This is a genomic window from Streptomyces sp. NPDC044921, from assembly GCF_056432865.1.
On record NZ_JBWKIF010000011.1, the window covers coordinates 151,802 to 175,459 of the forward strand.

Annotated in this window: 24 protein-coding genes and 2 pseudogenes; 11 read left to right on the top strand and 15 right to left on the bottom strand. The window is 72.5% G+C overall.

Annotated elements, in window-relative coordinates; translation table 11 throughout:
* Nucleotides 1-42: 42 nt before the first annotated feature.
* Entirely contained in the window at nucleotides 43-1,353 is a 1,311-nt protein-coding gene (locus AC07DA_RS19200) for an ABC transporter substrate-binding protein (RefSeq protein ID WP_479129344.1), read from the bottom strand.
* Between the two features lie 326 nt (nucleotides 1,354-1,679).
* Here AC07DA_RS19200 and AC07DA_RS19205 point away from each other — a divergent pair, with 326 nt between their 5' ends.
* Nucleotides 1,680-2,693 (top strand): LacI family DNA-binding transcriptional regulator, encoded by a 1,014-nt coding sequence (locus AC07DA_RS19205; RefSeq protein WP_479129345.1) that lies wholly within the window; start codon nucleotides 1,680-1,682, stop codon nucleotides 2,691-2,693.
* Nucleotides 2,694-3,081: 388 nt separating this feature from the next.
* On the opposite strand, the gene AC07DA_RS19210 is transcribed toward AC07DA_RS19205, so the two are convergent.
* Nucleotides 3,082-3,549, bottom strand: coding sequence for a winged helix-turn-helix transcriptional regulator (locus tag AC07DA_RS19210; protein ID WP_479129346.1), 468 nt, complete (start codon nucleotides 3,547-3,549; stop codon nucleotides 3,082-3,084).
* A gap of 90 nt (nucleotides 3,550-3,639) precedes the next feature.
* Between AC07DA_RS19210 and AC07DA_RS19215 the strand changes: the two genes are divergently transcribed.
* Entirely contained in the window at nucleotides 3,640-4,134 is a 495-nt protein-coding gene (locus AC07DA_RS19215) for a PaaI family thioesterase (RefSeq protein WP_479129347.1), read from the top strand.
* A gap of 181 nt (nucleotides 4,135-4,315) precedes the next feature.
* Here AC07DA_RS19215 and AC07DA_RS19220 read toward each other — a convergent pair.
* The 3 genes and pseudogenes from AC07DA_RS19220 to AC07DA_RS19230 all read right to left on the bottom strand — a co-directional run.
* A pseudogene (locus AC07DA_RS19220) lies at nucleotides 4,316-4,609 on the bottom strand (hypothetical protein); the annotation flags it as partial.
* On the bottom strand, nucleotides 4,534-5,805 hold the full coding sequence (locus tag AC07DA_RS19225; protein WP_479129348.1) for a PP2C family protein-serine/threonine phosphatase: 1,272 nt from the start codon (nucleotides 5,803-5,805) through the stop codon (nucleotides 4,534-4,536). The gene AC07DA_RS19225 and the pseudogene AC07DA_RS19220, both read right to left, overlap by 76 nt.
* Before the next feature lie 153 nt (nucleotides 5,806-5,958).
* Entirely contained in the window at nucleotides 5,959-6,492 is a 534-nt protein-coding gene (locus tag AC07DA_RS19230) for a 2'-5' RNA ligase family protein (protein ID WP_479129349.1), read from the bottom strand.
* Nucleotides 6,493-7,298: 806 nt separating this feature from the next.
* Here AC07DA_RS19230 and AC07DA_RS19235 point away from each other — a divergent pair.
* A complete protein-coding gene (locus AC07DA_RS19235; protein ID WP_479129350.1) occupies nucleotides 7,299-7,736 on the top strand; it encodes a VOC family protein in 438 nt (145 codons plus the stop codon).
* A 177-nt stretch (nucleotides 7,737-7,913) separates the two neighbouring features.
* Here the strand turns inward: AC07DA_RS19235 and AC07DA_RS19240 are convergent, their stop codons facing one another.
* Nucleotides 7,914-8,126: a hypothetical protein gene (locus AC07DA_RS19240; protein WP_479129351.1), complete on the bottom strand. Its 213-nt coding sequence runs from the start codon at nucleotides 8,124-8,126 to the stop codon at nucleotides 7,914-7,916.
* A gap of 294 nt (nucleotides 8,127-8,420) precedes the next feature.
* On the opposite strand from AC07DA_RS19240, the gene AC07DA_RS19245 reads away from it, so the two are divergent.
* From AC07DA_RS19245 to AC07DA_RS19255, 3 genes are all read left to right on the top strand, one after another.
* Complete coding sequence (locus tag AC07DA_RS19245; protein WP_479129352.1) at nucleotides 8,421-11,420, top strand: 3-keto-alpha-glucoside-1,2-lyase-like domain-containing protein; 3,000 nt, start codon at nucleotides 8,421-8,423, stop codon at nucleotides 11,418-11,420.
* Between the two features lie 125 nt (nucleotides 11,421-11,545).
* On the top strand, nucleotides 11,546-11,935 hold the full coding sequence (locus AC07DA_RS19250; RefSeq protein ID WP_479129353.1) for a thiol-disulfide oxidoreductase DCC family protein: 390 nt from the start codon (nucleotides 11,546-11,548) through the stop codon (nucleotides 11,933-11,935).
* A gap of 161 nt (nucleotides 11,936-12,096) precedes the next feature.
* Nucleotides 12,097-12,972 (top strand): alpha/beta fold hydrolase, encoded by an 876-nt coding sequence (locus AC07DA_RS19255; protein ID WP_479129354.1) that lies wholly within the window; start codon nucleotides 12,097-12,099, stop codon nucleotides 12,970-12,972.
* A 97-nt stretch (nucleotides 12,973-13,069) separates the two neighbouring features.
* On the opposite strand, the gene AC07DA_RS19260 is transcribed toward AC07DA_RS19255, so the two are convergent.
* The 3 genes from AC07DA_RS19260 to AC07DA_RS19270 form a co-directional block, all read right to left on the bottom strand.
* Nucleotides 13,070-13,519, bottom strand: a complete 450-nt coding sequence (locus AC07DA_RS19260) for an ATP-binding protein (RefSeq protein WP_479129459.1) — start codon at nucleotides 13,517-13,519, stop codon at nucleotides 13,070-13,072.
* Nucleotides 13,520-13,700: 181 nt separating this feature from the next.
* Nucleotides 13,701-14,045, bottom strand: coding sequence for an ANTAR domain-containing protein (locus AC07DA_RS19265; RefSeq protein WP_479129355.1), 345 nt, complete (start codon nucleotides 14,043-14,045; stop codon nucleotides 13,701-13,703).
* Between the two features lie 286 nt (nucleotides 14,046-14,331).
* Nucleotides 14,332-14,943 carry a dihydrofolate reductase family protein gene (locus tag AC07DA_RS19270; protein WP_479129356.1) on the bottom strand — a complete coding sequence of 204 codons (612 nt, stop codon included), beginning with the start codon at nucleotides 14,941-14,943 and terminating at the stop codon, nucleotides 14,332-14,334.
* 67 nt (nucleotides 14,944-15,010) lie between these two features.
* Between AC07DA_RS19270 and AC07DA_RS19275 the strand changes: the two genes are divergently transcribed.
* The 4 genes from AC07DA_RS19275 (at nucleotide 15,011) to AC07DA_RS19290 (ending at nucleotide 18,044) form a co-directional block, all read left to right on the top strand.
* Nucleotides 15,011-15,589 (top strand): TetR/AcrR family transcriptional regulator, encoded by a 579-nt coding sequence (locus tag AC07DA_RS19275; RefSeq protein WP_479129357.1) that lies wholly within the window; start codon nucleotides 15,011-15,013, stop codon nucleotides 15,587-15,589.
* Between the two features lie 104 nt (nucleotides 15,590-15,693).
* Nucleotides 15,694-16,650 (top strand): GlxA family transcriptional regulator, encoded by a 957-nt coding sequence (locus AC07DA_RS19280; RefSeq protein WP_479129358.1) that lies wholly within the window; start codon nucleotides 15,694-15,696, stop codon nucleotides 16,648-16,650.
* A 106-nt stretch (nucleotides 16,651-16,756) separates the two neighbouring features.
* Complete coding sequence (gene gap / locus AC07DA_RS19285; protein WP_479129359.1) at nucleotides 16,757-17,755, top strand: type I glyceraldehyde-3-phosphate dehydrogenase; 999 nt, start codon at nucleotides 16,757-16,759, stop codon at nucleotides 17,753-17,755.
* Between the two features lie 94 nt (nucleotides 17,756-17,849).
* Nucleotides 17,850-18,044 carry a hypothetical protein gene (locus tag AC07DA_RS19290; RefSeq protein WP_479129360.1) on the top strand — a complete coding sequence of 65 codons (195 nt, stop codon included), beginning with the start codon at nucleotides 17,850-17,852 and terminating at the stop codon, nucleotides 18,042-18,044.
* 170 nt (nucleotides 18,045-18,214) lie between these two features.
* Here AC07DA_RS19290 and AC07DA_RS19295 read toward each other — a convergent pair whose 3' ends face one another.
* From AC07DA_RS19295 to AC07DA_RS19305, 3 genes are all read right to left on the bottom strand, one after another.
* Nucleotides 18,215-19,003, bottom strand: coding sequence for a sulfite exporter TauE/SafE family protein (locus AC07DA_RS19295; RefSeq protein ID WP_479129361.1), 789 nt, complete (start codon nucleotides 19,001-19,003; stop codon nucleotides 18,215-18,217).
* Between the two features lie 123 nt (nucleotides 19,004-19,126).
* Nucleotides 19,127-20,353: an FAD-dependent monooxygenase gene (locus AC07DA_RS19300; RefSeq protein WP_479129362.1), complete on the bottom strand. Its 1,227-nt coding sequence runs from the start codon at nucleotides 20,351-20,353 to the stop codon at nucleotides 19,127-19,129.
* Nucleotides 20,350-21,747: an MFS transporter gene (locus AC07DA_RS19305; RefSeq protein WP_479129363.1), complete on the bottom strand. Its 1,398-nt coding sequence runs from the start codon at nucleotides 21,745-21,747 to the stop codon at nucleotides 20,350-20,352. The genes AC07DA_RS19300 and AC07DA_RS19305 overlap by 4 nt, the downstream gene beginning before the upstream one ends.
* A gap of 93 nt (nucleotides 21,748-21,840) precedes the next feature.
* Between AC07DA_RS19305 and AC07DA_RS19310 the strand changes: the two genes are divergently transcribed.
* Complete coding sequence (locus AC07DA_RS19310; RefSeq protein ID WP_479129364.1) at nucleotides 21,841-22,473, top strand: TetR/AcrR family transcriptional regulator; 633 nt, start codon at nucleotides 21,841-21,843, stop codon at nucleotides 22,471-22,473.
* A gap of 214 nt (nucleotides 22,474-22,687) precedes the next feature.
* Here AC07DA_RS19310 and AC07DA_RS19315 read toward each other — a convergent pair.
* From AC07DA_RS19315 to AC07DA_RS19325, 3 genes and pseudogenes are all read right to left on the bottom strand, one after another.
* Nucleotides 22,688-22,975, bottom strand: a pseudogene (locus AC07DA_RS19315) (hypothetical protein); the annotation flags it as partial.
* 24 nt (nucleotides 22,976-22,999) lie between these two features.
* Nucleotides 23,000-23,179: a hypothetical protein gene (locus AC07DA_RS19320; RefSeq protein ID WP_479129365.1), complete on the bottom strand. Its 180-nt coding sequence runs from the start codon at nucleotides 23,177-23,179 to the stop codon at nucleotides 23,000-23,002.
* A 53-nt stretch (nucleotides 23,180-23,232) separates the two neighbouring features.
* Nucleotides 23,233-23,652, bottom strand: a complete 420-nt coding sequence (locus AC07DA_RS19325; protein WP_479129366.1) for an Hsp20/alpha crystallin family protein — start codon at nucleotides 23,650-23,652, stop codon at nucleotides 23,233-23,235.
* Nucleotides 23,653-23,658: the final 6 nt, after the last annotated feature.

Below are 23,658 nucleotides of genomic sequence, written 5' to 3' on the forward strand. Positions count from 1 at the left end.
CGGGGAGGCGGTGCGGGCCCGGACGGCCGCGAGGCCCGGCGGTCAGCCGACCGCCTTCTCGATGCGCTCCGCCGTGGTCTCCCAGGCCTCGTCGCGCGCGGTGCCCTGCTGCTCGATCAGGGTCAGTCCCTGGGAGAAGGTGTCCTTGATCGTGCCGTCCTTGCGGCCGAGGACCTGCTTGTCCGGTATCTCCTGGGCGGCGGCGCCGAAGATCTGGCCGATCGGCGCACCGCTGAAGTACTCCGACTCGGCGCCCTTCACGTCCGGGCTGTCCAGTGCCTGGCGCGAGGAGGGGATGTTGCCGATCTCCTTGAAGATGTGGGTCTGCTGCTCGGGTGCGGTCAGCCAGGCGACGAGCTTCTTGGCCTCCTCCTTGACCGGGCTCTGCTCCACCACGCCGAGGAAGGACCCGCCCCAGTTGGCGCCCTTGGGGGCCTTCGCCACGTCCCACTTGCCCTTGTTCGCCGGGCCGGCCTTCTCGCTGATGTGGCTCAGCATCCACGCCGGGCACACGGCCGTGGCGAACGTCCCGTTGGCCAGACCGGGGTCCCAACCGGGCTGGAACTGGCGGAGCTTGGCCGTCAGGCCGTCCTCCGCCGCGTCGGCCGCGAGAGTCCACGCCTGCTTGACGACGGGGTTGCTGTCGTAGATCAACTCGCCCTTTTCGTCGTAGAACTGCTCGGGGTGGCCGTAGATCATGGCGTTGAACAGGCCGCTGGCCGCGTCCATGTAGGCGACGTCCTTGCCCTTGAAGTCCTTCTTGAAGGTGCGGCCGACCTCGACGTACTTCTTCCAGTCGCCCTCCCAGAGCTTCGCGACCTCCTCGCGGTCCGTGGGCAGCCCCGCCTTCTCGAAGTAGTCCTTGCGGTAGCAGACGGCCATGGGGCCGATGTCGGTGCCCAGGCCGAGCACCTTGCCGTCGGCGGTGCTGATCTGCGACTCCTTCCACGGCAGGAAGTGGTCGGTGCCCGACACGTCGCTGAAGTCGGCGAACTTGTCCGCCTGGGTGTCGGTGATCTCCTTGGCCCGGCCGATCTCGATGCCCTGGATGTCCTTCAGGCCCTTGCCGGCGGCGAGCCTGGTCTGCAGCGCGGTGTAGTACGTCTGCTCGTCACCGGCGATCTCGGCCTTGATGTCGACCCCGGGGTTCTCCTTCTCGTACCGCTCGAGGAGGCCCGTCTCCTTGATTCCCATCACTCCGTACAGGCCCATGGTGATGGTGACCTTGCCGTCCTTCTTCCCGCCCCCGGTGGCGGAGCCGTCGCTGCCGCCGCAGCCGACGACGAGCGCCAGCGCGCCGACGGTCGCGGCCGTCGCTACCGCCCTTCTGCGCAACGAACCGGAAGTGCCCATTGATCTCCTCCTAGCGACCGCGCTGACACATCGGAGTGACGACTTCTGCGCTGACTACTGCGATGGCTACAGCGATGACCTTCATGACGGCTCTACAGATTGGGAACGTGCCCACTTGTGGGTGGGCACGTTCCCATCGGCGCAACGAAGACTCGTTGGAGGAGGCGGATCTGTCAATGACTTGAACGCGACTCGTTGCCGTCGCCACGGGCCGCGGCCGGCTGCCCCGGGGTCCCGGGGTGCTCCGGCGACCGCCGAGTCTGCAAGAATTGCCGCAGGTCACCTCCGCGGCAGGCCCTGCCTCCGCGGCGCCGAGGGGGGAGCACATGAGCGGCAACCGCCGTCCAACGATCAAAACGGTCGCCGCCCGCGCCGGCGTGGGCCGCACCACGGTGTCCCGTGTCGTCAACGGCTCGGACCTGGTCAGCGCGGAGGCCCGGGCCAGGGTCCTCGCGGCGATCAAGGAGCTGAACTACGTCCCCAACTCGGTCGCCCGCGGCCTGGTCACCAACCGCACCGATGCCGTGGCCCTGGTGATCCCGGAGTCGGAGAGCCGGCTCGGTTCCGAGCCGTTCTTCGCGGCCCTCATCCGCGGCGTGAGCAGCGCGTTCGCCGAGAGCTGCACGCAACTGCAACTGATGCTCGTCCGCGACCAGGCCGAGCGGGACCAGCTGACCGAGTCGGTGGCGACCCGCCGCGTGGACGGCGTCCTGCTCGTCTCGGTGCACTCCGAGGACCGGCTGCCGGGCATGCTGGAGGAGATGGGGCTGCCCACCGTGCTGGCCGGCCGGCGCGACGCGGGCGAGCGCCTGAGCTACGTCAACTCCGACAACGCCGGCGGCGCAGCGGTGGCGGTACGGCACCTGCTGGAGCGCGGCCGGCGGCGCGTCGCCACGATCAGCGGCCCGCTGGACATGGACGTCGGCCGCAGCCGGCTCGCCGGCTGGCGCGCCGCGCACGGGGAGGCGGGTGTGCCCGCTTCCGACGCCATGATCGAGGCGGGCGACTTCACCGAGGAGGGCGGTGCGCGCGCGATGCGTTTGCTTCTTGAACGCGTCCCGGACCTGGACGCCGTCTTCGCCGCCTCCGACCTGATGGCGGTCGGCGCCCTGGCCGAACTGCGCCGGTCCGGGCGGCAGGTGCCCGCAGACGTCGCCGTCGTCGGTTTCGAGGACTCCATCCTCGCCCGCCACACCAACCCGCCCCTGACCACGGTGCGGCAGCCGGTGGAGGAACTGGGCCGGACGATGGCCCGCATCCTGACCGACATCACGCGGCACGGCGCGCCCCGACAACAGGTCACACTGCCCACGGAGCTGGTGGTGCGCGAGTCGTCCTGACCGGCCGACCGTGCCCTTCCGCAACGGGCGTTGCGGGAGGGCACGGCCCGCTGCGCCCCTCCTCCCCCGGCGCGACGGCGGCCGCGCGGGGGCCGCGCGGGGGCCGCGCGGGGGCCGCGCGGGGGCCGCGCGGGGGCCGCGCGGGGGCCGCGCGGGGGCCGCGCGAGCAGGCGGTAAGGCAGGTGGGCGCCCTCGGAGAAGCAGGCGCGTGACCGTCACGCAGGCGGAGTCCGTGGTGGGCGGCCGGGTCGGCCCCCGCGTACGGCTTCGCGGGGGCAGAGCTGCGGGAGGGCAGGGCCGCGCGGGCGCAGGGCTGCGGGAGCAGGTGGGGCAGCGGCAGTGCGCCTCTGGCCGCGGCGGCGGACGTCCCGCCCGGCCCGTCGGACCGTCAGGTGGCGGGCCGCGCCGAGGGGCCCGGGCGGATACCGGCCTCCGGAGGCGTCAGCGGCCCGTGGCCCTCTCCGCAGACCACCACGGCGCGCAGCCCTTCTCCGCACTCCTCGTGGTGGACGGCCAGGGGCGGGCCCTCGGGATCCGCCGCGTACTGGTCACCCCACTGCTTGAGGGCGATCATCGCGGGCCACAGGTCCCAGCCCTTGCGGGTGAGGCGGTACTCGTGCCGGGTGCGGCTGCCCGGTTCGCGGTAGGCGGCGGTCTCCAGGATCCCGGCCGCGACCAACTTGCGCAGCCGGTCCGCCAGGACGGCCTCGGACAGCCCGATGTGCCGACGGAAGTCGTCGAAGCGCCTGACGCCGTTCATGGCGTCCCGCAGCAGCAGCAGCGACCATTTCTCGCCGACCAGGTCCAGGGTCCGCTGGACCGTGCAGTTCGCCGTGCTCGTCTCCAACCACCTCATGCGCCCATCCTAGGCTGACTTCGGCATTGACAGCCAGATGTCGATCCAGCTAGCTTCGCCCGGAGAAGCCAGATGTACGAGGGAGCGGGAATGCGCAGGTCACGCACGTTCGAGTGGGAGGACCCGCGGGTCTCCGCCGGTGCCGTCGTTCAGCACAGCGGTCTCGGCTTCCTCCGCGAGATCCTGGACGGGCGCCTGCCCGCTCCGCCGATCGCCGCGGCCCTGGGCTTCACCCTCGAAGAGGCCGAGCACGGCCGGGCGGTCTTCGCCCTGGTGCCGGGCGAGGAGCACTACAACCCGATCGGCAGCGTCCACGGCGGTGTGTACGCCACGCTCCTGGACTCGGCGGCCGGCTGCGCGGTGCAGTCCACGCTGCCCCCGGGCACGGGATACACCTCGATCGACCTGAACCTGAAGTTCCTCCGTCCCGTCACCGTCGACACCGGCAAGGTCCGCGCCGTCGGCACGGTCCTCAACTCGGGGCGTCGCACGGCGCTCGCCCAGGCCGAACTGCGCGACTCGGAGGACCGGTTGCTGGCCCATGCCACGAGCAGCTGCATGCTCTTCCCGCTCCCGCCCGCCTGACCGGGCAGCGCCGGAACACGGGGGACGGAGACGGGTGATGGTGACGGACACGGGCTGACGGGCGACGGGCGACGGGCACGGACGACGAGCAACGGCAACGGCACCGGGCACACCGGGCCAGGTGCGGGTGAGGCGCCGCACCTTCCGTGCCGGTGCGTGGCCGATCGGCGAAGCGCGGTGATCAGACCCGCGCCGGCCAGGAGTCCGTGGGAAGTGACCCGCCAGTGCCTCCCGTGCTCTCGCGCAGTACCGGCCGGTGCGCCACCACCAGGTCTTGCGGCGACCGCACGTCGGTCCAGGAGGCGTCCGCCGCGGTTCCCGCGGCCTCGTCCATCCGGCGTCGCGGCAGCGCGGCGGCGACCCGGGCGACCGCGGCATTGCCGGGTGGTGCCACGGTGCTCAGGGTGGGGACGCCGAAGCGTCCGCTCTCGACGTCGTCGAAGCCGATGACGGCGACCTCTCCGGGCCGAAGTCCGCTTCCGGTACGTACGACCCGCCGAGGTCGGCCGGTCGGCCGCGGTCGCCGTGCCAGTCCAGTATCAGGACCGTGGCGTCGTCGCGGAGATGGCCGTGGCAGGCGTCGAGCACCGCCGCGGTCAGGCTCCGGACGGCCTCCCGCGGATGCTGTTCGCGGGTGTCGTGGATGACCGAGGCCAGGTCGACCGCTGCCGCGCCGCGGTCCTGCATGCCGTCGGTGAGCAGGATCAGGCGGTCACCCGGGCGCAGTTGCAGTTCCTGCACCCGGTAGGAGGTGGGTGCCGCCACCCCGAACGGCAGGTTCACGGCGAGTCTGACCTCCTCGACGACGCCGTCGCGCAGCCGCAGCGGCCAGGGGTGACCTGCGTTGACCAGTTCGCACAGCCCCGTTCCGAGCTGGACGCACAGCAACTGCCCGGTGGCCAGGCCACGGCTGTGGCTCAGCAGGGCCTGGTGGGCGTGCTGGGCCTGCTTCAGGGCGTCGCAGCCGCTGCGGCGCGCCCGTCGGAGCGCGCCGACCAGCAACGTCGCCAGCAGCGCGGAGTTCGTGTCGTGCCCCATGGCATCGGTGATGGACAGGTGCAGGGTGTCGCGGTCGAGGGTGTAGTCGTAGGTGTCACCCCCGATGTCGTCGGCCGGGATCAGCCCGGCGGCGAGGGTGAACTGGGGTGCTTCGCAGCAGGAGGCCGAGGGCAGCAGTTGGTGCTGGATCTCCGCGGCCAGGCTGGTCTCGGTGGTGCGCCGTCCCAGGTGGTACAGGTCGGTGAAGCGGCGGTCCGTGACGATGATGTACGCCAGCGCGTGGGCCGCGTCGCGGACCTGCCGGAGCACGGCGTCGTCGGCGGACTGCAGGGTCGCCTCCAGAACGCCGATGCAGTCGCCGCGGTTGGTGACCGGCGTGATGACGCGCAGTCCGCCCTGGCCGTCCGGTTCCACATGCTGACGCTGGCTCTGCAGCACGCTGTCGTAGACGCTGCCGCGCAGGTCGACCGGCCCGGGCTGGTCCACCGCGTCACCGTCGGCCGCGGCGAGCCGTACCAGCCGCTGTCCGATGAGATCGGCGAACAGGAACGACACGCGCGCCGCACCGAACCGCTTCTGCAGGTCCCGTGCGACGACGTTCACGGACTCACCGGGCGGCGCCGCCTCCGCGGCGGCCAGCACGTGGCCCAGTTCCAGATCTGCACGCTCCACGACAACCTCCCGTCAGCTGCCGGACCTTTTTCCCCGAGTTTCCGCGACCTCACCTCATCCGCCCGTGTTGCCTGGTCAGGCGGGTCGGGCCGGGTCGCCAACGAGGTCGTCCCCGACCGCGTGATCGTGGGCCAGCCGCCCCCGTGCCGGGGTTCACGGACGGGGCTCCAGCACCTCCAGGGCGCCGGTCAGGGTGTCGTAACTGCGCAGGGTGGTGAGCCGCACCGACAGCGGCGGCGCCGGCAGCAGCGCGGGGACGCGCCGGTCGGCGAAGGCCCCGGCCCGCCGGGTCCGCCCGAGGGTGATGTGCGGGGCCCACCGCCCGGGTGCGTGAAAGGGGTTGAGGGTCTCCGGCGGGCTGTCCGAGGCCACGGCCTCCCACACCCTGCGGTGCAGTCCGGCCAGCGCGGAGTCGAGGTCCAGCGCCCAGGCCAGCACGGAGGTGGGCCGCTCGAAGCGGACGACGCCGGTGCACCGCACCGGCAGCGGCAGGGCGGCGGCCACCTCGGCGAGCTCCCAGCGGATCGGGGCGGTCAGCTCCGGGCAGGCGGCCAGGGTGAGGTGCGGGCTGTTGGTGGGTGAGCGGTGCCGCGCCTGGCTGGGCAGCCCCGCGTCCGCGAGCCGCCGCCAGGCCTCCCGCACCGCTTGCTCCGCCGCCTCGTCCAACAACAGCTCGACCGTGCGCACCGCCGCAGCCTACCGGCGACCGGTTGCGCCCTCCCCGCAGGCCGGGCCGTCGGCCGGGCGCACACAGGCCCCGGCCGTGCTCGCCGCCCGGGACGAGGTTGCGGAAGCGGTGTCGGCCGTCGGGAAACTCCGCGCTCCCGTGCGGGAGGAGCGCCGTGAGGATCCGGACCGTCGCGTGTCCCCGCCCGTCACCCCGACCCGCCGGCGGCTCGACGTCGAGGCCTTCGCCCGGGCGCCGCCGTGCCCGTCACCGACGCCGTGCGGCACACCCGGCACTCGACACCACCGGGCGCCGCCGCACCCGCCACGCCCGCCACGCCCGCCACGCCCGCCACGCCCGCCACGCCCGCCACCGGCACCGTGCGGCACACCCGGCACTGGACACCACCCCGCTGCCCTGGTCGCGGCTACCGGGACCGGTCGAGGCCTTCGCCCGGGCGCCGCCGCACCCGCCACCGACGCCACGCGGCACACCCGGCGCACGGCACCACCAAGTGCCGCCGTGCCCGCCACCGGTACCGTGCGGCACACCCGGCGCTGGACACCACCCCGCTGCGCTGGTCGCGGCTACCGGGACCGGCGATCGCCGCGGGTCGGTGCCAGCCGCGGCCGCACCAGCGTGCCGCTGCCCGCCGACCGGCTCCACCGGTCGGTGCCTCGGAGGGCGCCTGCGCGGCGGCGAGAACGTCACCGAGGTGGAGGTGGCGCCCCGCTCCTCGACCGCCGGCGCGTCGTCCAGCCGTCCGCAGTCGCCGCGCCCCTGTCGACCGGCGTCCGGCGGGCCCCGGCTCGGTAGCATGCCGGGCATGGCCATCAGACTCGAGAACGTCGGCATCGCGGTCCGGGACCTCGAAGAGGCGATCGCCTTCTTCACCGACCTCGGCCTCACGGTCGTCGGCCGCGACACCGTCAGTGGCGAGTGGACCGACACGGCCGTCGGTCTTGATGGCAATCACGCCAGGATCGCGATGCTCCGGACGCCGGACGGCAACGGCCGCCTGGAGTTGTTCGAGTACATCCACCCCGAGGCGATGGAGACGGAACCGGCCCGTCCCAACGACATCGGCATGCACCGCGTCGCCTTCTCGGTCGACGACATCGACGAAGCCCTCGAGACAGCCGCGAGGCACGGCTGCCATCCGCTGCGCGGTGTGGCGACCTACGAGGACCTCTACAAGCTCACGTACGTCCGCGGCCCCAGCGGCATCCTCGTGATGTTCGCCCAGGAGCTGAAGGGGAACTGACGGCCCGTCGGAACGACGGTCTCGCGGCCGGGTGACGTCGACGTACCCGCGGCGCGGGAGGCGGCGGGACGTCCGGATCGTGGTGCCGGCTCGTCCGGCCGGAGCCTCGGGCGGCGTCCCGAACCGGTTGGGCCGGTGCACTCTCGCCGTGTCCCGTCGTGCTCGTGCGCCGGCGGGTCAGAACAGCCGCTCCTGGCGGACGCGTTGAGCGGAGGGCCGAACCGGCCGGCCCGTTCCCGCCGGAGCCGGCTCGTCCCCGAAGAGGGGAGCCGTCCCGTACTCGTCCAGCTCGGCTGGCACACGGGCGTCCGGCTCCGGGCGCGGCGGCGCCTCACGGTCGAAGTCGTCCGGGGTCATGCGCACCCAGTCACGGCCGCCCTCTTCGCTCACCCGTCCTCACCGCCTCTCCCCCGGGCGCACCTCCGGGAGATTCCCGGGAGCCAAGTGCTGCCCACCCATGATCAGTTCCACCATCGGGGCATGGCCGAACCCCCTGAGTCCGGGCAGCACACGAGCGGCGCTCACGGCGGGCGCACCGGGATGCGGACCGACTTTGAACACACTGATGACAAAGTATGGACATGACAAGCGAAAGTCTCTTACCTTTGCGGCGCAACCAGCGCTCCACCCCCGTGAACGACCGGAACGATCCGGCACGGTCCGGTCCCCAGCACAGGAGGACCAATGCGCCAACGCCCCTTCCCCCGAACCCGAAGACACCTCATCGGACTGCTCACCTCGGCCGTCCTGGCCGGCGGGGTCCTGGCCGCCCCGGCGGCCGCAGCCGACATCCCGCCGCAGGAGCCCGGAGTCACACTGCGCGTCTACGACGTCCAGACCCCGCTCAGCAAGCTGTGCACCCTCAAGCCGGGACAGACCCCGAACCACGACAAGCTCATGCCGACCGTCGACTGGTCCACGGCCGCCGACTTCGGCGGGTTCGAGGACCGGTTCGTCTCGGAGGCGACCGGCTATCTGATCGCCCCCCGCGACGGGTCGTACGTGTTCCGGCTCACCAGCGACGACGGCTCCAGGCTCACGCTCGACGGCTCGACGGTGATCGACCACGACGGTCTGCACGGCGCTGAGCCGAAGGACGGAACCGTCCATCTCACCGCCGGATCCCACCCCTTGCGCCTCGACCACTTCGAACGGGACGGCGGGCAGCAGCTGCAGCTGTCCTGGAAACCGCCGGGCGAGAGCGAGTTCACCGTCGTGCCCCGCAAGGCGCTGACCACCGACGCCGGCGTGGTCCGGGTGACGGCGCCGGGCCGCAAGGAGTGCGAGGCGAGCGGGGACTCCCCCGGAGACGGGCTGCCTCTCACCTCCGTACGCCCCGACCTCGACCTCACGGACCTGCGCCCCGAAGGGTTCGAACCGCAGGTCAGCGGCATGGACTGGCTGCCCGACGGACGACTGGCCATCAGCACCTGGGGCGGCACTGACAACGTTGCCGGTGAGGTGTACCTGCTCGACAACGTCACCGGCGGGACCAGCCGCGACGAGGTCACCGTCAAGAAGGTGGCCGAAGGGCTGCGCGAACCCATGGGCCTCAAGTACGTCGACGGCTCGCTGTACGTCTCGCAGAAGCACGAGCTGACCCGGCTGGTCGACGACGACGGCGACGACGTCACCGACACGTACCGCACGGTCGCCACCTGGCCCTACGGGGGCAACTTCCACGAGTTCGCGTTCGGTCTGCTGTACCGCGACGGGTACTTCTACGTGAACCTCTCCGTCGCCATCGACTACGGCGGCGCGACCACCACCCCGCAGCCCGCCCCCAACCGCGGAACCACCTACAAGATCAGCAAGAAGACCGGCCGGATCAGCCCGGTCGCGGGCGGTCTGCGCACGCCCAACGGGATCGGATGGGGCCCGGAGGGCGGCCTGTTCGCCACCGACAACCAGGGCGGCTGGCTCCCCTCGTCGAAGCTCGTCCAGATCAAGCAGGACCGCTTCTTCAACCACTACACCGAGCCCGCCGGTCCCTTCGAGTCCTCCCCCGTCACGGCGCCGGTGCTCTGGCTGCCGCAGAACGAGATCGCCAACTCGCCCTCGACACCGCTGTACTTGAAGAAGGGGCAGTTCGCGGGTCAGATGCTGATCGGCGACGTCACCTACGGCGGCCTCCAGCGCGCCTACCTGGAGAAGGTGAAGGGCCAGTACCAGGGCGCGGTCTTCCGCTACACCCAGGGGCTGGAAGCCGGCGTCAACCGCCTCACCCTCGGCCCCGACGGCGCCGTCTACGCCGGGGGGCTCGGCGCCGACGGCAACTGGGGCCAGGAGGGCAAACTCCGCTTCGGCCTGCAGAAGCTGACACCCAACGGCGGCAACACGTTCGACATCAAGACGATGCGCGCCGTCCCGGGCGGCTTCGACCTGACCTACACCCAGCCGGTGTCCGAGCAGACCGCGGCCCAACTCGCCGCCCGCTACCGGGTCGAGCAGTGGCGCTACACCCCGACCGCCGACTACGGCGGCCCGAAGATCGCCGAGGAGAGGCTCGCCGTGCGTTCGGCGACGCTGTCCGACGACGGCCGCACCGTCCGGCTGCGGACCGACGGCCTCAAGCCCGGCCACGTGGTGCACGTGCGCTCCCCGCGCCCGTTCACGTCGGCCTCCGGTGAGACGCTGTGGAGCACCGAGGCCTGGTACACGCTCAACGAGGTGCCCGGGAAGCAGCCGCCGGCCGCGACGCTGTACGAGGCGGAGGAAGCGCGGCTGACCGGGACGGCCGGGATCGGCACCGACCACTCCGGCTACTCCGGCAGCGGTTTCGTCGATCGCTACGCCACCGAGGGCAAGGCCGCCACGACCTTCGACGTCACCGTCCCGAAGAGCGGCACGTACGACGTGAATCTGCGCTACGCCAACGGCCCCAACCCGTTCGCCGGCACCAAGTCCCTCTCGCTGTACGCCAACGGGAAGAAGGTCCGGCAGACCCGGCTGCCCTCCACCGGGGACTGGGACTCCTGGTCCACCCGGACCGAACGGCTGAGCCTGCGCGCCGGCCCGAACTCGGTCTCCTACCGGTTCGACCCGGGCGATACCGGCCATGTCAACCTCGACCTGATCACCGTGCGTCCGCACGGCAGCGAGGTGACGCTCTTCGACGGCAGCGCCGGCTCGCAGGCCCAGTGGCAGCACACGGACGGGCGGAAGGTGGCGTGGCCGCTGGCGGAGGAGAAGTCGATGGAGGTGTGCTGCGGCGACATCCGCACCAAGGACGCCTACCAGGACTTCGCCCTGCACGTCGAGTTCCGTGTCCCCCAGCTGCCACCGGACGTCACCGGCCAGGACCGCGGGAACAGCGGCATCTTCCTCCAGGACCGTTACGAGCTGCAGATCCTCGACTCCTACGGCGACACCTCACCGGGCACCGACGAGGCCGGGGCGATCTATCGGAAGAAGGCACCCGACGCGAACATGGCGACCCGGCCGGAGACCTGGCAGACGTACGACATCGTGTTCCGCGCGGCCCGCTTCGACGACAGCGGCGCCAAGACCGCCGACGCCCGGGTGACGGTCGTGTGGAACGGCCGGAAGGTCCACGACGACGTCGCCCTCGACGGTCCCACCGCCTCGGGCCGGCCCGAGACACCGGCGGCGGGAGCGATACGGCTGCAGGACCACGGCAACAAGGTCCGCTTCCGCGACGTTCGGGTGCGCCCCCTGCGGTGAGACCCGTCACCGCGGGCAGTTCCGTACGCAGGTGAAGGGGGCTGGTGGCGGCGGCCACCAGCCCCCTTCCGGCCCGGACGCCGGTGCCCGTGCGGGCGCGGACGCGCGTGCGGCACGATGGAGGGGTGCGTACGCGACCAGTGCTGATCTTCGACGGGGACTGCGGCTTCTGCACCACGTCGGTGGGCGTCGTCCGGCGTCTGGTGCGACCCGGGTGCGACGCCGTCGCGTGGCAGCACGCGGACCTGGCGGCGCTCGGCGTCACCGAGGAGCGGGCCCGGTACGAGGCGCTGTGGGTGACGCCCATCGGCCGGGTGTACGGCGGCGTCCGGGCCGTGGCGAAGTTGTTGCTGAGCGCGGGCGGCGCGTGGGCCGTCGCTGGGGCGGTCCTCGCCCTGCCGCCCCTGCGCTGGGGCGCCCACGGTGTCTACCGTCTCGTGGCCCACCACCGCGGGCGCCTGCCCGGCGGTACGGCGGCGTGCGCGGTCCCCGGGGCGAGGACGCACCCGTCGTAGGCCAGAGGCACCGGCTGGGCCGCGTCGGTCGGCTGCCGGTCCAGGGGGCGGCGATGAGGGCCGGCAGCGGGAGACATGGCCGCCGCCGAGCGGGGCAGGGGGTAAGCCCGTACCGCGGCGGCCGGGCGACGCGGTGGTCAGCTGAACCCTAGGAGGCCGGGGTGTTCGAAGGTTTCGAGACGGCGCAGGTCGATGTCGGTCCGGCTTCCGTCTTCGTCCGCTTCGGCGGGGAGGGCCCGCCGGTGGTGCTGCTGCACGGGCATCCCCGCACCTCGGCCACGTGGCACCGGGTCGCCCCGCTGCTCGTGCGAGCCGGTCACACCGTGGTCTGCCCGGACCTGCGGGGATACGGGCGCTCGAGGGGGCCGGGCTTCACCGCTGATCACGCGGGCTATTCCAAACGCGCCGTCGCCGGGGACGTGGTGGCCGTGATGCGCCACCTCGGTCACGACCGCTTCGCGCTCGTCGGACACGACCGCGGAGGGTATGTGGCGCTGCGCCTCGTCCTCGACCATCCCGGGAGCGTCACCCGGGTGGCTTTCGCGGACTGCGTGCCGCTCACGGAACACCTGTCGCGGATCACCGTCGACTTCGCCACCCAGTGGTGGCACTGGTTCTTCTTCGCCCAGCCGGGCATCCCCGAACGCGTCATCACCGCCGATCCCGACAGCTGGTACAACGGCGATCCCGAGACGATGGGCCGGGAGAACTACGAGGAGTGGCGGCAGGCCACCCGTGACCCCGACGTCGTACGCGCGATGCTCGAGGACTACCGCGCCGGCCTCACCATCGACCGGCGGCACGAGGAGGCCGACCGCGCCGCCGGTGCGCGCATCGACTGCCCGGCGCTCGTCCTCTGGTCGCTGCGGGACGACCTGGAGGACCTGTACGGGGACCCCCGCGCCATCTGGCGCCGCTGGGCCGGCGACGTCCGCGGCCAGGGCATCGACTCCGGTCACCATGTCGCCGAACAGGCACCCGAAGCGCTGGCCGCCGCCCTCACCGACTTCCTCCGGCCCGGTCCGGGCCCCGCGTGACGGCCCGTCGCCCCCGCCGGTCAGGCATCCGCCCGGCATAGACGTCGAAGTCCGGGCCGACGACGCCCCGCGGGACGGCCGGCCCTTGCGGCGGGCGCTACTCGGGGTTGCGCCCGGCGACGTCACCGCCGGGGTCGTCCAGCAGGGCGATGCGGACGGTGATGCGCTTGCCGACCGGCTCCCGCCGGACCTCGAAGCCCTGCGCCACGGCCATGACGATCTCCAGCCCGTGCTGCCCGACCCTGCCCGCGTCGGCGGCCCGGGCCACCGGCAGGACCGGGTCACTGTCCCACACGGCCACGAGCACCCCGTCACCGGAGACGCGCAGTTCCATCAGCACCGGCCCGGGGGCGTACTTGCGGGCGTTGGTGACCAGTTCGCTGACCACCAGCTGGGTCAGATCCATGGCGCGCGCGGACACCGGGATGCCGTGCTCGGCCTGGACGCGCGCGAGGAAGCCGGCCGCCCGGTGGCGCGCCTCGGCGATGACGTGCCCGTCACCGTCGAGAGCGACCGTGTCCTGCAGCTGAGGGGCGGCGCCGGGCATCACGTGGCCCTGCCCCTCGGGGACTGACTCCGCCGGCTCCATCCCTGTACCCCCGTTCACACGCCTGCGCGTACCCCGCACTATGCCTCACATGTTTCCCCAGGTCTCCACGATGGGGCGAACGTCCGTTCGTCGCGGTGCCGGGAGGACCGCGCCGCGGTACCGGGGTGGCCGTCCGGCCCTACCCGGGGCGCTCCGGGTCTCCCTCCGTCCGCGGGCGCCGCTGCACGGCCGCGTCCAGCTCCCGGCCCACCGGCGGTGGCAGGGGATCGCCCAGCGCCCAGTCGATCACCGTCTCGGCCACTGAGTGAAGCTTGACGTTGCAGTGCTGGGACACCTCACGCAGCACCTCGAACCCGGCAGTCGGCGTCAGCCGGTGCACCGCGACCAGGACGCCGATGGCCTGATCGACCGTCGCGTGGGAATCCACCGCCTGCCGCAGCTGGGCATTCTCCCGCTCCAGGCGTGTCGGCGCGGCCTCCTCCCCGGCCTCGGGCAGGGACCGCTGCGCACGGGAAGTCGTCATCACCGGCTCTCCATCGTGAGGTTACGTCTGCTCCCCATACGCCTGCCCACAACACGAGCCACGAGACACGTCCGGCCCCGGCCGCCCCTGACAGCGCCGGATGACGCCTGTCCGGAGCGGCCGCCAACTCTTCGGCCACGGCGAACGGAACGGCGGGCGGTTCAGGGGCCGCGGCAGAACGCGACGCGCGGCTGGACGGGAGTCGGGAGCGGCTCGGCTTCAAGCGGACGCGTGACGTACCGGCCGGCCGCGTCCGGCGGCGCAACGCACCTGGCCCGGGCCGGAGTCACGACGACCGCACGACTCCGCGGCGGGTGAGGCGGGTGAGAGTGACTCCGCTGGGAAAGGCGGTGCGCTCGGCCACGTCGAAGACGGTGGGGTCGAAGGCGCCGTCGACCAGCGGGACACCGGCGCCGGCAACGACCGGATACGTTTTGATCAGCAGTTCGTCGATCTCGGGCAGCAGGGCGCCCGCGAGCCGGCCGCCGCCGCAGAGCCAGATGTCCAGGCCGGTGTCCTCGCCGCCCTTGAGCCCACGGACGAGCCCGGCCGGGTCGCCCGGCACGACGGTGACGGCCGGGTCGGTGTCCGGATCGAGGGTGCTGGAGACGACGTACTGGCGCAGGTGCGCGTACGGGCTGGTGATTCCGTTGTCGAGCGTGAGGCGGTAGGTGCCGAGCCCCATGACGACCGTGTCGAAGCGCCGGCGGGGCGCGTCGGCGACGCCGGCTGCCGCGCGGTAGGCGGTCGGGACGGTCTCCGGGTACAGCCCGTTCATCCAGGCCGAGTAGGCGGTGGCCTGCTGTGCGTCGCCCTGCGGGAAGAAGCCGGACTCCCCACCGGGGCCGGCGATGCGGCCGTCGAGCGAGACGGCGATGTAGTACACGAGCTTTCGCACGGTGACCCCCTACGTAGTACTCTGCCTGAAGTGGTGTAATCGTAGTACTACAGATGGAGTGGTGTCCATGGTGAGGCGCAACGACCAGCGGCGCGCGGCCCTCGTCGACGCGGCGATCGAGGTGCTGGCCCGAGAGGGCGCACGCGGCCTGACCTTCCGGGCCGTCGATGCCGAGGCCGCCGTCCCCGTCGGCACGGCGTCCAACTACTTCGCCAACCGCGACGACCTGCTCACCCAGGCCGGCGCCCGGGTGTACGAGCGCCTCCAGCCCGACGAGGCCACGATCGCCCGTCACCGGGCCGCCGACCGCAGCCGGGAGACGTACGTGGAGTTGATGCGGGAACTCGTCGGCCGCGTCGCGTCCTTCCGCACCGGATACCTCGCGCTCCTGGAACTCCGACTGGAGGCCACCCGCCGCCCGGAACTGCGCAAGGTGCTCACCGCGCGGGTCCGCGATGACGTCGACGCCAACGTCGCCTACCACGAGGCCTCCGGCCTCCCCGGCGACGCCACGGCCGTCAAGTTGCTCATCCTGACCCTGAACTGGCTGATCGTCGAGCAGCTGACCCTGCCCGACGTCTTCACGGAGGCGGAGCGCGAACAACTGGTGACGGCCGCGGTGGAGCGCATCGTGGTGGCGGACTAGCAGCCCATGCGTCACGCGGGCGAGGCCGGGCGCGGGCCGCGTACCGCCGGGCTGCCGGTGCGGGCGGCGGGCGTACCGGCGGCGCGCCCGCGTAATCTCTCCCTGTGTCAGCCTCCCGCCCGCGTCGCGTCGCCGTCCTCGTGCTGGAGGGTGCGAAGCCGCTCGACGTCGGGATTCCCGCGCAGGTCTTCACGACCCGGGCGAGCATGCCGTACGAGGTGCGCGTGTGCGGCGCGGCGCAGGGGCTGGTGACCGGCGGCGACGGGCTCGCCTACCACGTGGCCCACGGCCTGGACGCGCTCGCGTGGGCCGACCTCGTCTTCGTCCCGGGCTACCGGCACCCGGACCACGACGATCCGCCACGGGCCGTCGTCGCCGCGCTGATCGCCGCTCACGAGCGGGGCGCGCGGCTCGCCGCCATCTCGACGGGGGCCTTCGCGCTCGCCGCCACGGGGCTGCTCGACGGCCGGCGCGCCACGACGCACTGGCACTACACGCGGGCCCTCGCGGCCCGGCACCCGCTCGTACGGGTCGACGAGAACGTGCTGTTCGTCGACGAGGGCAGCGTGCTCACCTCGGCCGGCGCCGCCTCCGGCATCGACCTCTGTCTGCACATCCTGCGCGGTGACCTGGGAGTGGCGGCCTCCAACCACGCGGCCCGCCGGCTGGTCGCGGCCCCCTACCGCAGTGGCGGTCAGGCGCAGTACGTGCCGCGCAGCGTGCCCGAGCCGCTCGGCGAACGGTTCGCCGCCACCCGCGAGTGGGCGCTGCACCGGCTGGGCGAACCCCTCGCCCTCGACGCGCTGGCGCAGCAGGCGGGTGTGTCGGCGCGCACGTTCTCCCGGCGCTTCGTCGAGGAGACCGGCTGCACGCCGATGCAATGGGTGATGCGGGCGCGCATCGACCTCGCCCGTGAACTGCTGGAACGCTCCGAGCGCAGCGTCGAGCAGATCGCCGACGACGTCGGGCTCGGCACCGGAGCCAACCTGCGCCTGCACTTCCAGCGCATCCTCGGCACCACCCCGAGCGAGTACCGGCGCACCTTCACGCGCGGCGAGTGACGCCACCCGCCGCGGGTGGCGGGATCCTTGTGAACCGTGGCGATACCGCCACTGTCACGGGTGCCGGCCCCGGACGAGCATGGTGGCGGACGAAAGGACCTCATTCATGACTCGCATCGCCATCAACGGATTCGGCCGCATCGGACGCAATGTGCTGCGCGCCCTGCTGGAGCGCGACAGCGCCCTGGAGATCGTGGCCGTCAACGATCTGACGGAGCCCGCCGCCCTCGCGCGGCTGCTCGCCTACGACAGCACGGCCGGGCGGCTCGGGCGCCCGGTGAGCGTCGACGGGGACGCCCTCGTCGTCGACGGCCGCCGGATCACGGTGCCGGCCGAGCGTGAACCGGCGCGGCTGCCGTGGGCCGAACTCGGCGTGGACATCGTCCTGGAGGCCACCGGCCGCTTCACCTCGGCGAAGGCCGCCCGCGCCCATCTCGACGCGGGTGCGAAGAGGGTGCTGGTCAGCGCGCCGTCGGACGGCGCCGACGTCACGCTCGCGTTCGGGGTCAACACGGACGCCTACGACCCGGACCTGCACACGATCGTCTCGAACGCCTCCTGCACCACCAACGCGCTCGCGCCGCTGGCCAAGGTCCTCGACGAACTCGCCGGTATCGAGCACGGGTTCATGACGACGGTGCACGCCTACACGCAGGAGCAGAACCTGCAGGACGGTCCGCACCGCGACGCCCGCCGTGCCCGGGCCGCCGGTGTCAACATCGTGCCGACCACGACCGGCGCGGCCAAGGCGATCGGCCTGGTGCTGCCGAACCTGGACGGCAAGCTGTCGGGTGACTCCATCCGCGTGCCGGTGCCGGTGGGTTCGATCGTCGAACTCAACACCACGGTGGCGCGCGACGTGACGCGCGAGGACGTGCTGGCGGCGTACCGCGCGGCGGCACAGGGGCCGCTCGCCGGCGTCCTCGAGCACTCGGAGGACCCGCTCGTGTCGACCGACATCGTGGGCAACCCCGCCTCGTCGATCTTCGACTCGGCACTCACCCGCGTCGACGGCCGCCACGTCAAGGTGGTCGCCTGGTACGACAACGAGTGGGGCTTCTCCCACCGCGTGATCGACACGCTCGAACTCCTCGCCACCCGCTGACCCGTACCGGGGTGGTGCCCCACCGTGCGGTTGCCCGTCTCCTGCCACCCGCCTCACCTGGGGCGACGGGATTGTTGCAGAGGACGGATCAGGGGTGCGCAGCAAGATCACCACAGCCGTCGCGGCAGCCACCCTGGCCGCCGGACTGCTCGCCGGGGGAGCCACCACGGCCTCGGCGGACATCGCCCCCAAGTCCTGCTGCGGCAGCGCCAAGAGCTTCAGCACGACGAACAAGGTCTGGCCGGCCTATCCGGACTGGCCACCACCACGAGCAACTGCGCCGACGTGAACGTGAAGGCGAACATCGGCGCGAACGTGGAGGCCTGCTTTGTTCGACCGCAACACGAGCGGCCTCATCGCGTACTGACACACCGCCGGTGCCCGGCCCCCGGGGGGAGGCCGGGCACCGGCGTTCCCGGCCCCTCCCGGCCCTCCGTCCGCGGTACTCCGGACGCGAGGCTAGGTGAGTGCCTGAAGGGCGTAGAGGGCGCCGACCAGGGCGGCGAGGGTGCCCAGCAGGAGGCGGAGGGCGCCTTCGGGCAGCCGGGGCTGGAGGCGGGCCCCCAGGTAGCCGCCGGCCAGCCCGCCCAGTCCGCCGGACAGTCCGAGCAGCCAGTCCGGGGCGATGTGCTCGCCCCCGGTGAGGGCGAGCAGTCCGTAGGTGCCGGCGCCGGCCAGTGAGGTCAGGAAGGTGGAGGCGAGCGCGGCGGGAGCGACCTGGGCCACGGGCATCCCCCGGCCGACCAGGACCGGCCCGAGGATGGAGCCGCCGCCGATGCCGTAGACGCCGCCGATCGTGCCGACGGCCAGCGCCAGGGTGGTGACGGCGCGCGGTGCGGGCTGGTGCCGGGTGCGGGCGGTCGGCCGGCGGAGTGTGCGGGCGATCAGCCAGAGCCCCAGCGGGAGCAGCAGGACGGCGACCAGGATCCGGAAGACGGCTGGTCCGGGGAGGGCGAAGACGCGGATGAGGGCGCCGAGGACGACGCCGGGCAGGGTCCCCGCGATCAGCCGGCGGGTCAACGGGCCGTAGAGGCTGCCGTCGTGGCGGTAGCGCAGCAACGCGCCGGGCCCGGCGACCACGTTGTAGAGCAGGTTGGTGGGGGTGACGGCGGGACTGGGGACACCGAGGACGCTGAGCTGGACCGGCAGCAGGAACACGGCGCCGGAGACCCCGACCGGCGCGGTGACCAGTGCGATCAGGGTGCCGACGGTGAAGGCGAGCAGCGACGCCGACCAGTCCGGCTCCATTCTCGTGTCCCCGCCCCGTTCCGTGTCCGCCGCCTGCCGGTCCCGCAGTCGGTGCCCTGGAACAGTAGCGCTCCGGGATCGGCACGCGGCCGTCGCCCACCTCTGCCCCGTCCGTGCCCCTGGTCAGCGCCCGGACGGCCAGGGGGGCAGGGTGAGCGCCGAGTGGGCCGGCCGTTGCGGCGCGGAGGGCAGGGCGCTGAGCCGGCGCAGCATGTCGTTGCGCTGCCGCAGGGCCCGTGCGGTGGTGGGGAACAGCTGGGCACCGCTCTCGCCGGCCTGGTCCTGGTTGGCGGTGACGAACTCCCGGGTGTCGCGTTCGTAGGCGGCGAAGCCCGCGGCGTGGTCCCGTCCCGCCAGCGAAGCGGCGAGCATGTACGCGCCGACGAGGGCGAGGCTGGTGCCCTGTCCGGTGAGGAACGAGGGCGCGTACGCGGCGTCGCCCAGCAGCGCGACCCGGCCGCCGGACCAGCGGGGCATGCGAATCTGGCCGGTTGCGTCGAAGAACAGGTCGTCGGCGTCCCGCAGGGCGGCGAGCATGCCCGGCACCCGCCAACCCGCGTCGGCGAAGACCTTCTCGATCAGGTCGCGTCGGGACTGCGGGTCCCACAGCGCGTCGAACGGTTGTTCCGGGCGGGCGAAGTCCAGGAAGGCGTGCACCTCGTCGTCGTCACCGACGGCGTAGAGTGCCGCGGCTCTGCCCGGGCTGTTCCACATCACGGTCTCGTGGGAGAGGCCGAAGGTGTTGGGCATGGTGAAGACGGCGAAGCAGTGGCCGAGGTAGCGGTGGAACTGCTCCTCGGGGCCGAACAGGATCGCGCGCGTGCGCGAGTGCACGCCGTCCGCTCCGACGACGAGGTCGAACGTCCGCCGACCGCCCCCGCGGAAGGTGACGTCGACCCCGTGGCCGGACTCGTCGAGCGTGTCGACGGAGTCGTGGAACAGGAACTCCACGTCGTCACGGACCACCGCGTGGAGAGCGGCGGTCAGATCCCCGCGCCTCACCTCCAGGTCCCGGCCCGTGCTGCCGCCGGTGACGGTGTGCGGGCTGAGCGAGGCCACCTCTCCCCCGTCCTCGTCGAGGAAGGTGATCCGGCGCAGGTCGATGTGCGCCTCTCGCAGTCGCGGCAGGATCCCCATGCGCCGGACGACCTCCAGTGCGGGGCCGCGCACGTCGACGGGGTAGCCGCCGTCACGCAGCGACCTCGCCTTCTCCACCACCGTGACCGTGTGTCCGCAGCGGTTCAGCCAGTACGCGAGGGCGGGCCCGGCGACGCCTGCCCCGGATATCAGGACCTTGCGCCCCGGTGGGGTGCGCACGCCCCTCGGCGGATCGGTGCGGGTCGTGGTCATTCCTCGACTCCTTTGCTCATGGTGCGGGTGACGAGCAGGGACAGTGCCGTGACGGCGCCGGCTGCGACGAAGCCGGTGACGAAGGCCGACTCGGCCGGGGCCTGTGATCCGGAGGGGGTTCCGGCGGTCAGCAGGGCGCCGCCGGCCTGCGCGCCCACGGCGTAGCCGATCACGCGCGTGACCAGGACCAGGCTGGTGGCGATGCCGGTGTCCGCCTGGTCGACGGACGTGGCGGTGCTGGTGACCAGCGCCGTGACGCACAGACCGCTGGCGAGCGAGATCAGCACCTTGCCGACGACCAGGTGCCAGACCTCGGTGTGCACGGCGGCCAGGGCGGTCAGCGCGACGGCCATGAGGACGATCCCCGCGGTGACCACGGCGCGCGATCCCAGACGCCGCGCCCCGATCCCGCTGACCGGCCCGGCCAGTGCGGCGGCAGCGGCGCCGGGCAGCAGGTAGAGGCCGATCTCGGTGGCACTGGCGCCGAAACCGTAGTCACCGGCGGACACCGCGAACAGCTGCGGGACGAGGTAGACCGCCAGCGAAGTCCCGACGCACGTCGTGAACGTCAGCACGCACGACTTCCACATCGCGGGCCGCGCCAGCATCCGCAGATCGACCATCGGTGAGGTCGCGCGGCGTTCGACGGCCGTCCATCCGGCCACGAAGCCGGCCAGGACCACGACGAGCGCGCCGACCACGACTGGCCGCGAGGCGATGTCGGGCGCCAGAGCCAGCACGAGCATGAGCGTGACGAGGGCGCCGCTCAGCAGGATCAGGCCGGGCCAGTCGATCCCGGTGCCGTCCGGCCGGCCCGGCGGGTCGTGGGGAAACAGCCGGTTCACCAGCACGGTGCCGGCGACGACCGCGATCGTCGGCAGCGCGAACATCCAGTGCCGGGACAGCCCTTCCGCCACGGGCCCGGCCGACAGCGTGCCCGCCATACCGCCCGCGACGAACATCCCGCTGACCACGCCGATGGCCACCTTCGACGCACCGGCGGGGAGGTGCTTGCGCACCAGGATGAACGACAGGGGCAGTGCGCCGACCATCGCCCCCTGCAACACCTGTCCGAGCAGCAGCACCGGCAGGTTCGGCGCCAGGGAGGACACCAGTCCCCCGGCCGAGACGACCGCCATCAGCCGGATCATGACTCGTTTCCCGCCGTAGCGGTCGCCCAGCTTGCCCGCGATCGGTGTGACGAGTGCGCCGGTGATGAGCAGCACGATGCTGAGCAACGCGCCTTCGGCCGGGCTCATGCCGAGTTCGCGCTGGAGGAGCGGGAGCGTCGGCGTCACCACCGACTCGAGGGCACCGGTGGCGACTGCCAACGTGCCCAGGGCGGCGATGGCGGCCTTCCCGATACGGGCCGGCGGAGCCAGGGTTGCGGTCATGGACGTCCTTCCGAGACGGCCGAGCAGATGAGGAGTGCGACCGGTTCGGGAACTACACTACACCGTGCAGTGTAGAACGGTTAGGATGTGGCCATGCCGACCACGAAGACACTGCGCGAGGGCTCCGCGCGGAAGCGGACCGCCATCCTCCAGGCGGCCCGGGAACTGTTCCTCGCCGACGGCTTCGACCGGACCAGCGTCGACGCGATCGCCGCCCGGGCCGACGTGTCCAAGCGGACGGTCTACGACTACTTCGGCGACAAGCAGACGCTGTTGCGGGCCGTCGTCGACGCCATCGCCCAGTCCATGATCAGCACGATCCGGCACACCCTCGACGACACCCTCACCGGGCTCACCGACGCCGCCGAACTCGAGGACGCGCTGGTCGGGTTCTCGCTGCGCATCGCCACCGACATGCTCGGCTCGGCGGAGTACGCCACGCTGCAGCGACTGGTCCGGGCGGAGTCCGGCCACCTGCCGCGGCACGGCTACAACTCCATGGCCGACACGCCCGACGAGGCGATCGCCGAGCGCCTGGCCGCCTTCGCCGCCGCCGGACTGCTCGACGTTCCCGACCCCCGGCTCGCGGCCGACCAGTTCATCGCGCTGACCTTCGGTGTCGCCCTGGACAGGCTCGGTTCGGCGAACGCCGCGGAGGACACCCGCGTCCGGCACCTCATCGTCGAGGGGGTCCGGACCTTCCTGCGGGCCTACCGCAGCAGGTGAGGCGGGCGCGGCGCGCTCTCGCGCCGCCGGTGTCCGGCCGTTGCGCGATGCCGGCCCCGCGGCTGCGACCCGGCCCGCGACCACCTGCGCCGGGCCTGTGCCCACGTGACACGGCAGCGGTGGTGCTCCGAACCCGGAGCACCACCGCTGCCGTGTCCGGGGCCTGACCGCCCGTCAGGGGCGGCCCCGGTCTGACGTCATGGAGCCGCTCGGCTCAGTGGAACTCGTGGATCAGCTCGATCCTGCCGGCGATGTGGGCGTTGAACTCGTCGAGCTCCTCGGCCGGCACCCACAGCTCCTGGATCGTCCGTCCGCCCGCCTGCTGGACCGGATACCTGCGCAGGAAGGCGGACTCGACCTCGAAGCGGGTGACGAAGCCGGCACCGTCGTGCTTGACGTTCCAGTCCCGGGCGATCCTGACCGCGTACTCCTCGTTGAGGACCGGGTAGAAGATCGGCTGCTCGGGAAGGCGGGGCGGCCACGCGCGCCAGTCCAGTGAACGGCCAGTGCTTATGGCCGGTCACCCTCACGCCGTCCGGCAGCGGTCGTCGGCGCTCAGCACTGTGCGCAGCCGCTGGTAGCGGTCGAGGTCCGCCCAGATGTCGTGGTCGGGCGGGGCGGGTGTACGGCGTCCGGTACGCCAGGCCCAGACGCTTGCGGCGATGCCGACGAGCAACGGGATGAGCAGCCACAGCAGTGCGCTCACGGTCCAACCTCCTTCGGACACGGCGCGGGCAGGGCGGCGGGAGCAGACGTCCGTCACGCGGTGACCTGCTTGGGACCCCCACCCGAGATGGCGATCTTGCGGGGCTTGGCGTGTGCGGCCAGCGGGATGCGCAAGGTGAGCACGCCGTTGTCGTAGACCGCCTGGGCGGCGTCGGCGTCCAGGGCGTCGGACAGGGTCAGACGGCGGCTGAACCGGCCGGTGGGACGCTCGGTGAGCACGGGCCTGGCCCCGCCCGGGACCGGGGAAGGACGTTCGGCGCTCAGCAGGAGCGTGCCCCGCTCCACGGTCACCTCGATGCTGGAGCGGTCCATGCCCGGCAGATCGAACTGGACGAAGAGCGCCTCGTCGTCGCGCCAGACGTCCGCCGGGATGACGGTGCCCGCCGTGGCGTTCTGTGCGAGCTGACGCGTGAGCCGGTCCAGATCCCCCAGAGCGCCGGTACGCACAAGCATTCCCCA

What these genes read in the sequence shown, in the direction of transcription:
- AC07DA_RS19200 (WP_479129344.1), bottom strand. Translation starts at nt 1,353, where the DNA reads ATGGGCACTTCCGGTTCGTTGCGCAGAAGGGCGGTAGCGACGGCCGCG.
- AC07DA_RS19205 (WP_479129345.1), top strand. Translation starts at nt 1,680, where the DNA reads ATGAGCGGCAACCGCCGTCCAACGATCAAAACGGTCGCCGCCCGCGCC.
- AC07DA_RS19210 (WP_479129346.1), bottom strand. Translation starts at nt 3,549, where the DNA reads ATGAGGTGGTTGGAGACGAGCACGGCGAACTGCACGGTCCAGCGGACC.
- AC07DA_RS19215 (WP_479129347.1), top strand. Translation starts at nt 3,640, where the DNA reads ATGCGCAGGTCACGCACGTTCGAGTGGGAGGACCCGCGGGTCTCCGCC.
- AC07DA_RS19235 (WP_479129350.1), top strand. Translation starts at nt 7,299, where the DNA reads ATGGCCATCAGACTCGAGAACGTCGGCATCGCGGTCCGGGACCTCGAA.
- AC07DA_RS19245 (WP_479129352.1), top strand. Translation starts at nt 8,421, where the DNA reads ATGCGCCAACGCCCCTTCCCCCGAACCCGAAGACACCTCATCGGACTG.
- AC07DA_RS19260 (WP_479129459.1), bottom strand. Translation starts at nt 13,519, where the DNA reads ATGCCCGGCGCCGCCCCTCAGCTGCAGGACACGGTCGCTCTCGACGGT.
- AC07DA_RS19265 (WP_479129355.1), bottom strand. Translation starts at nt 14,045, where the DNA reads ATGACGACTTCCCGTGCGCAGCGGTCCCTGCCCGAGGCCGGGGAGGAG.
- AC07DA_RS19275 (WP_479129357.1), top strand. Translation starts at nt 15,011, where the DNA reads ATGGTGAGGCGCAACGACCAGCGGCGCGCGGCCCTCGTCGACGCGGCG.
- gap (WP_479129359.1), top strand. Translation starts at nt 16,757, where the DNA reads ATGACTCGCATCGCCATCAACGGATTCGGCCGCATCGGACGCAATGTG.
- AC07DA_RS19295 (WP_479129361.1), bottom strand. Translation starts at nt 19,003, where the DNA reads ATGGAGCCGGACTGGTCGGCGTCGCTGCTCGCCTTCACCGTCGGCACC.
- AC07DA_RS19300 (WP_479129362.1), bottom strand. Translation starts at nt 20,353, where the DNA reads ATGACCACGACCCGCACCGATCCGCCGAGGGGCGTGCGCACCCCACCG.
- AC07DA_RS19305 (WP_479129363.1), bottom strand. Translation starts at nt 21,747, where the DNA reads ATGACCGCAACCCTGGCTCCGCCGGCCCGTATCGGGAAGGCCGCCATC.
- AC07DA_RS19310 (WP_479129364.1), top strand. Translation starts at nt 21,841, where the DNA reads ATGCCGACCACGAAGACACTGCGCGAGGGCTCCGCGCGGAAGCGGACC.
- AC07DA_RS19325 (WP_479129366.1), bottom strand. Translation starts at nt 23,652, where the DNA reads ATGCTTGTGCGTACCGGCGCTCTGGGGGATCTGGACCGGCTCACGCGT.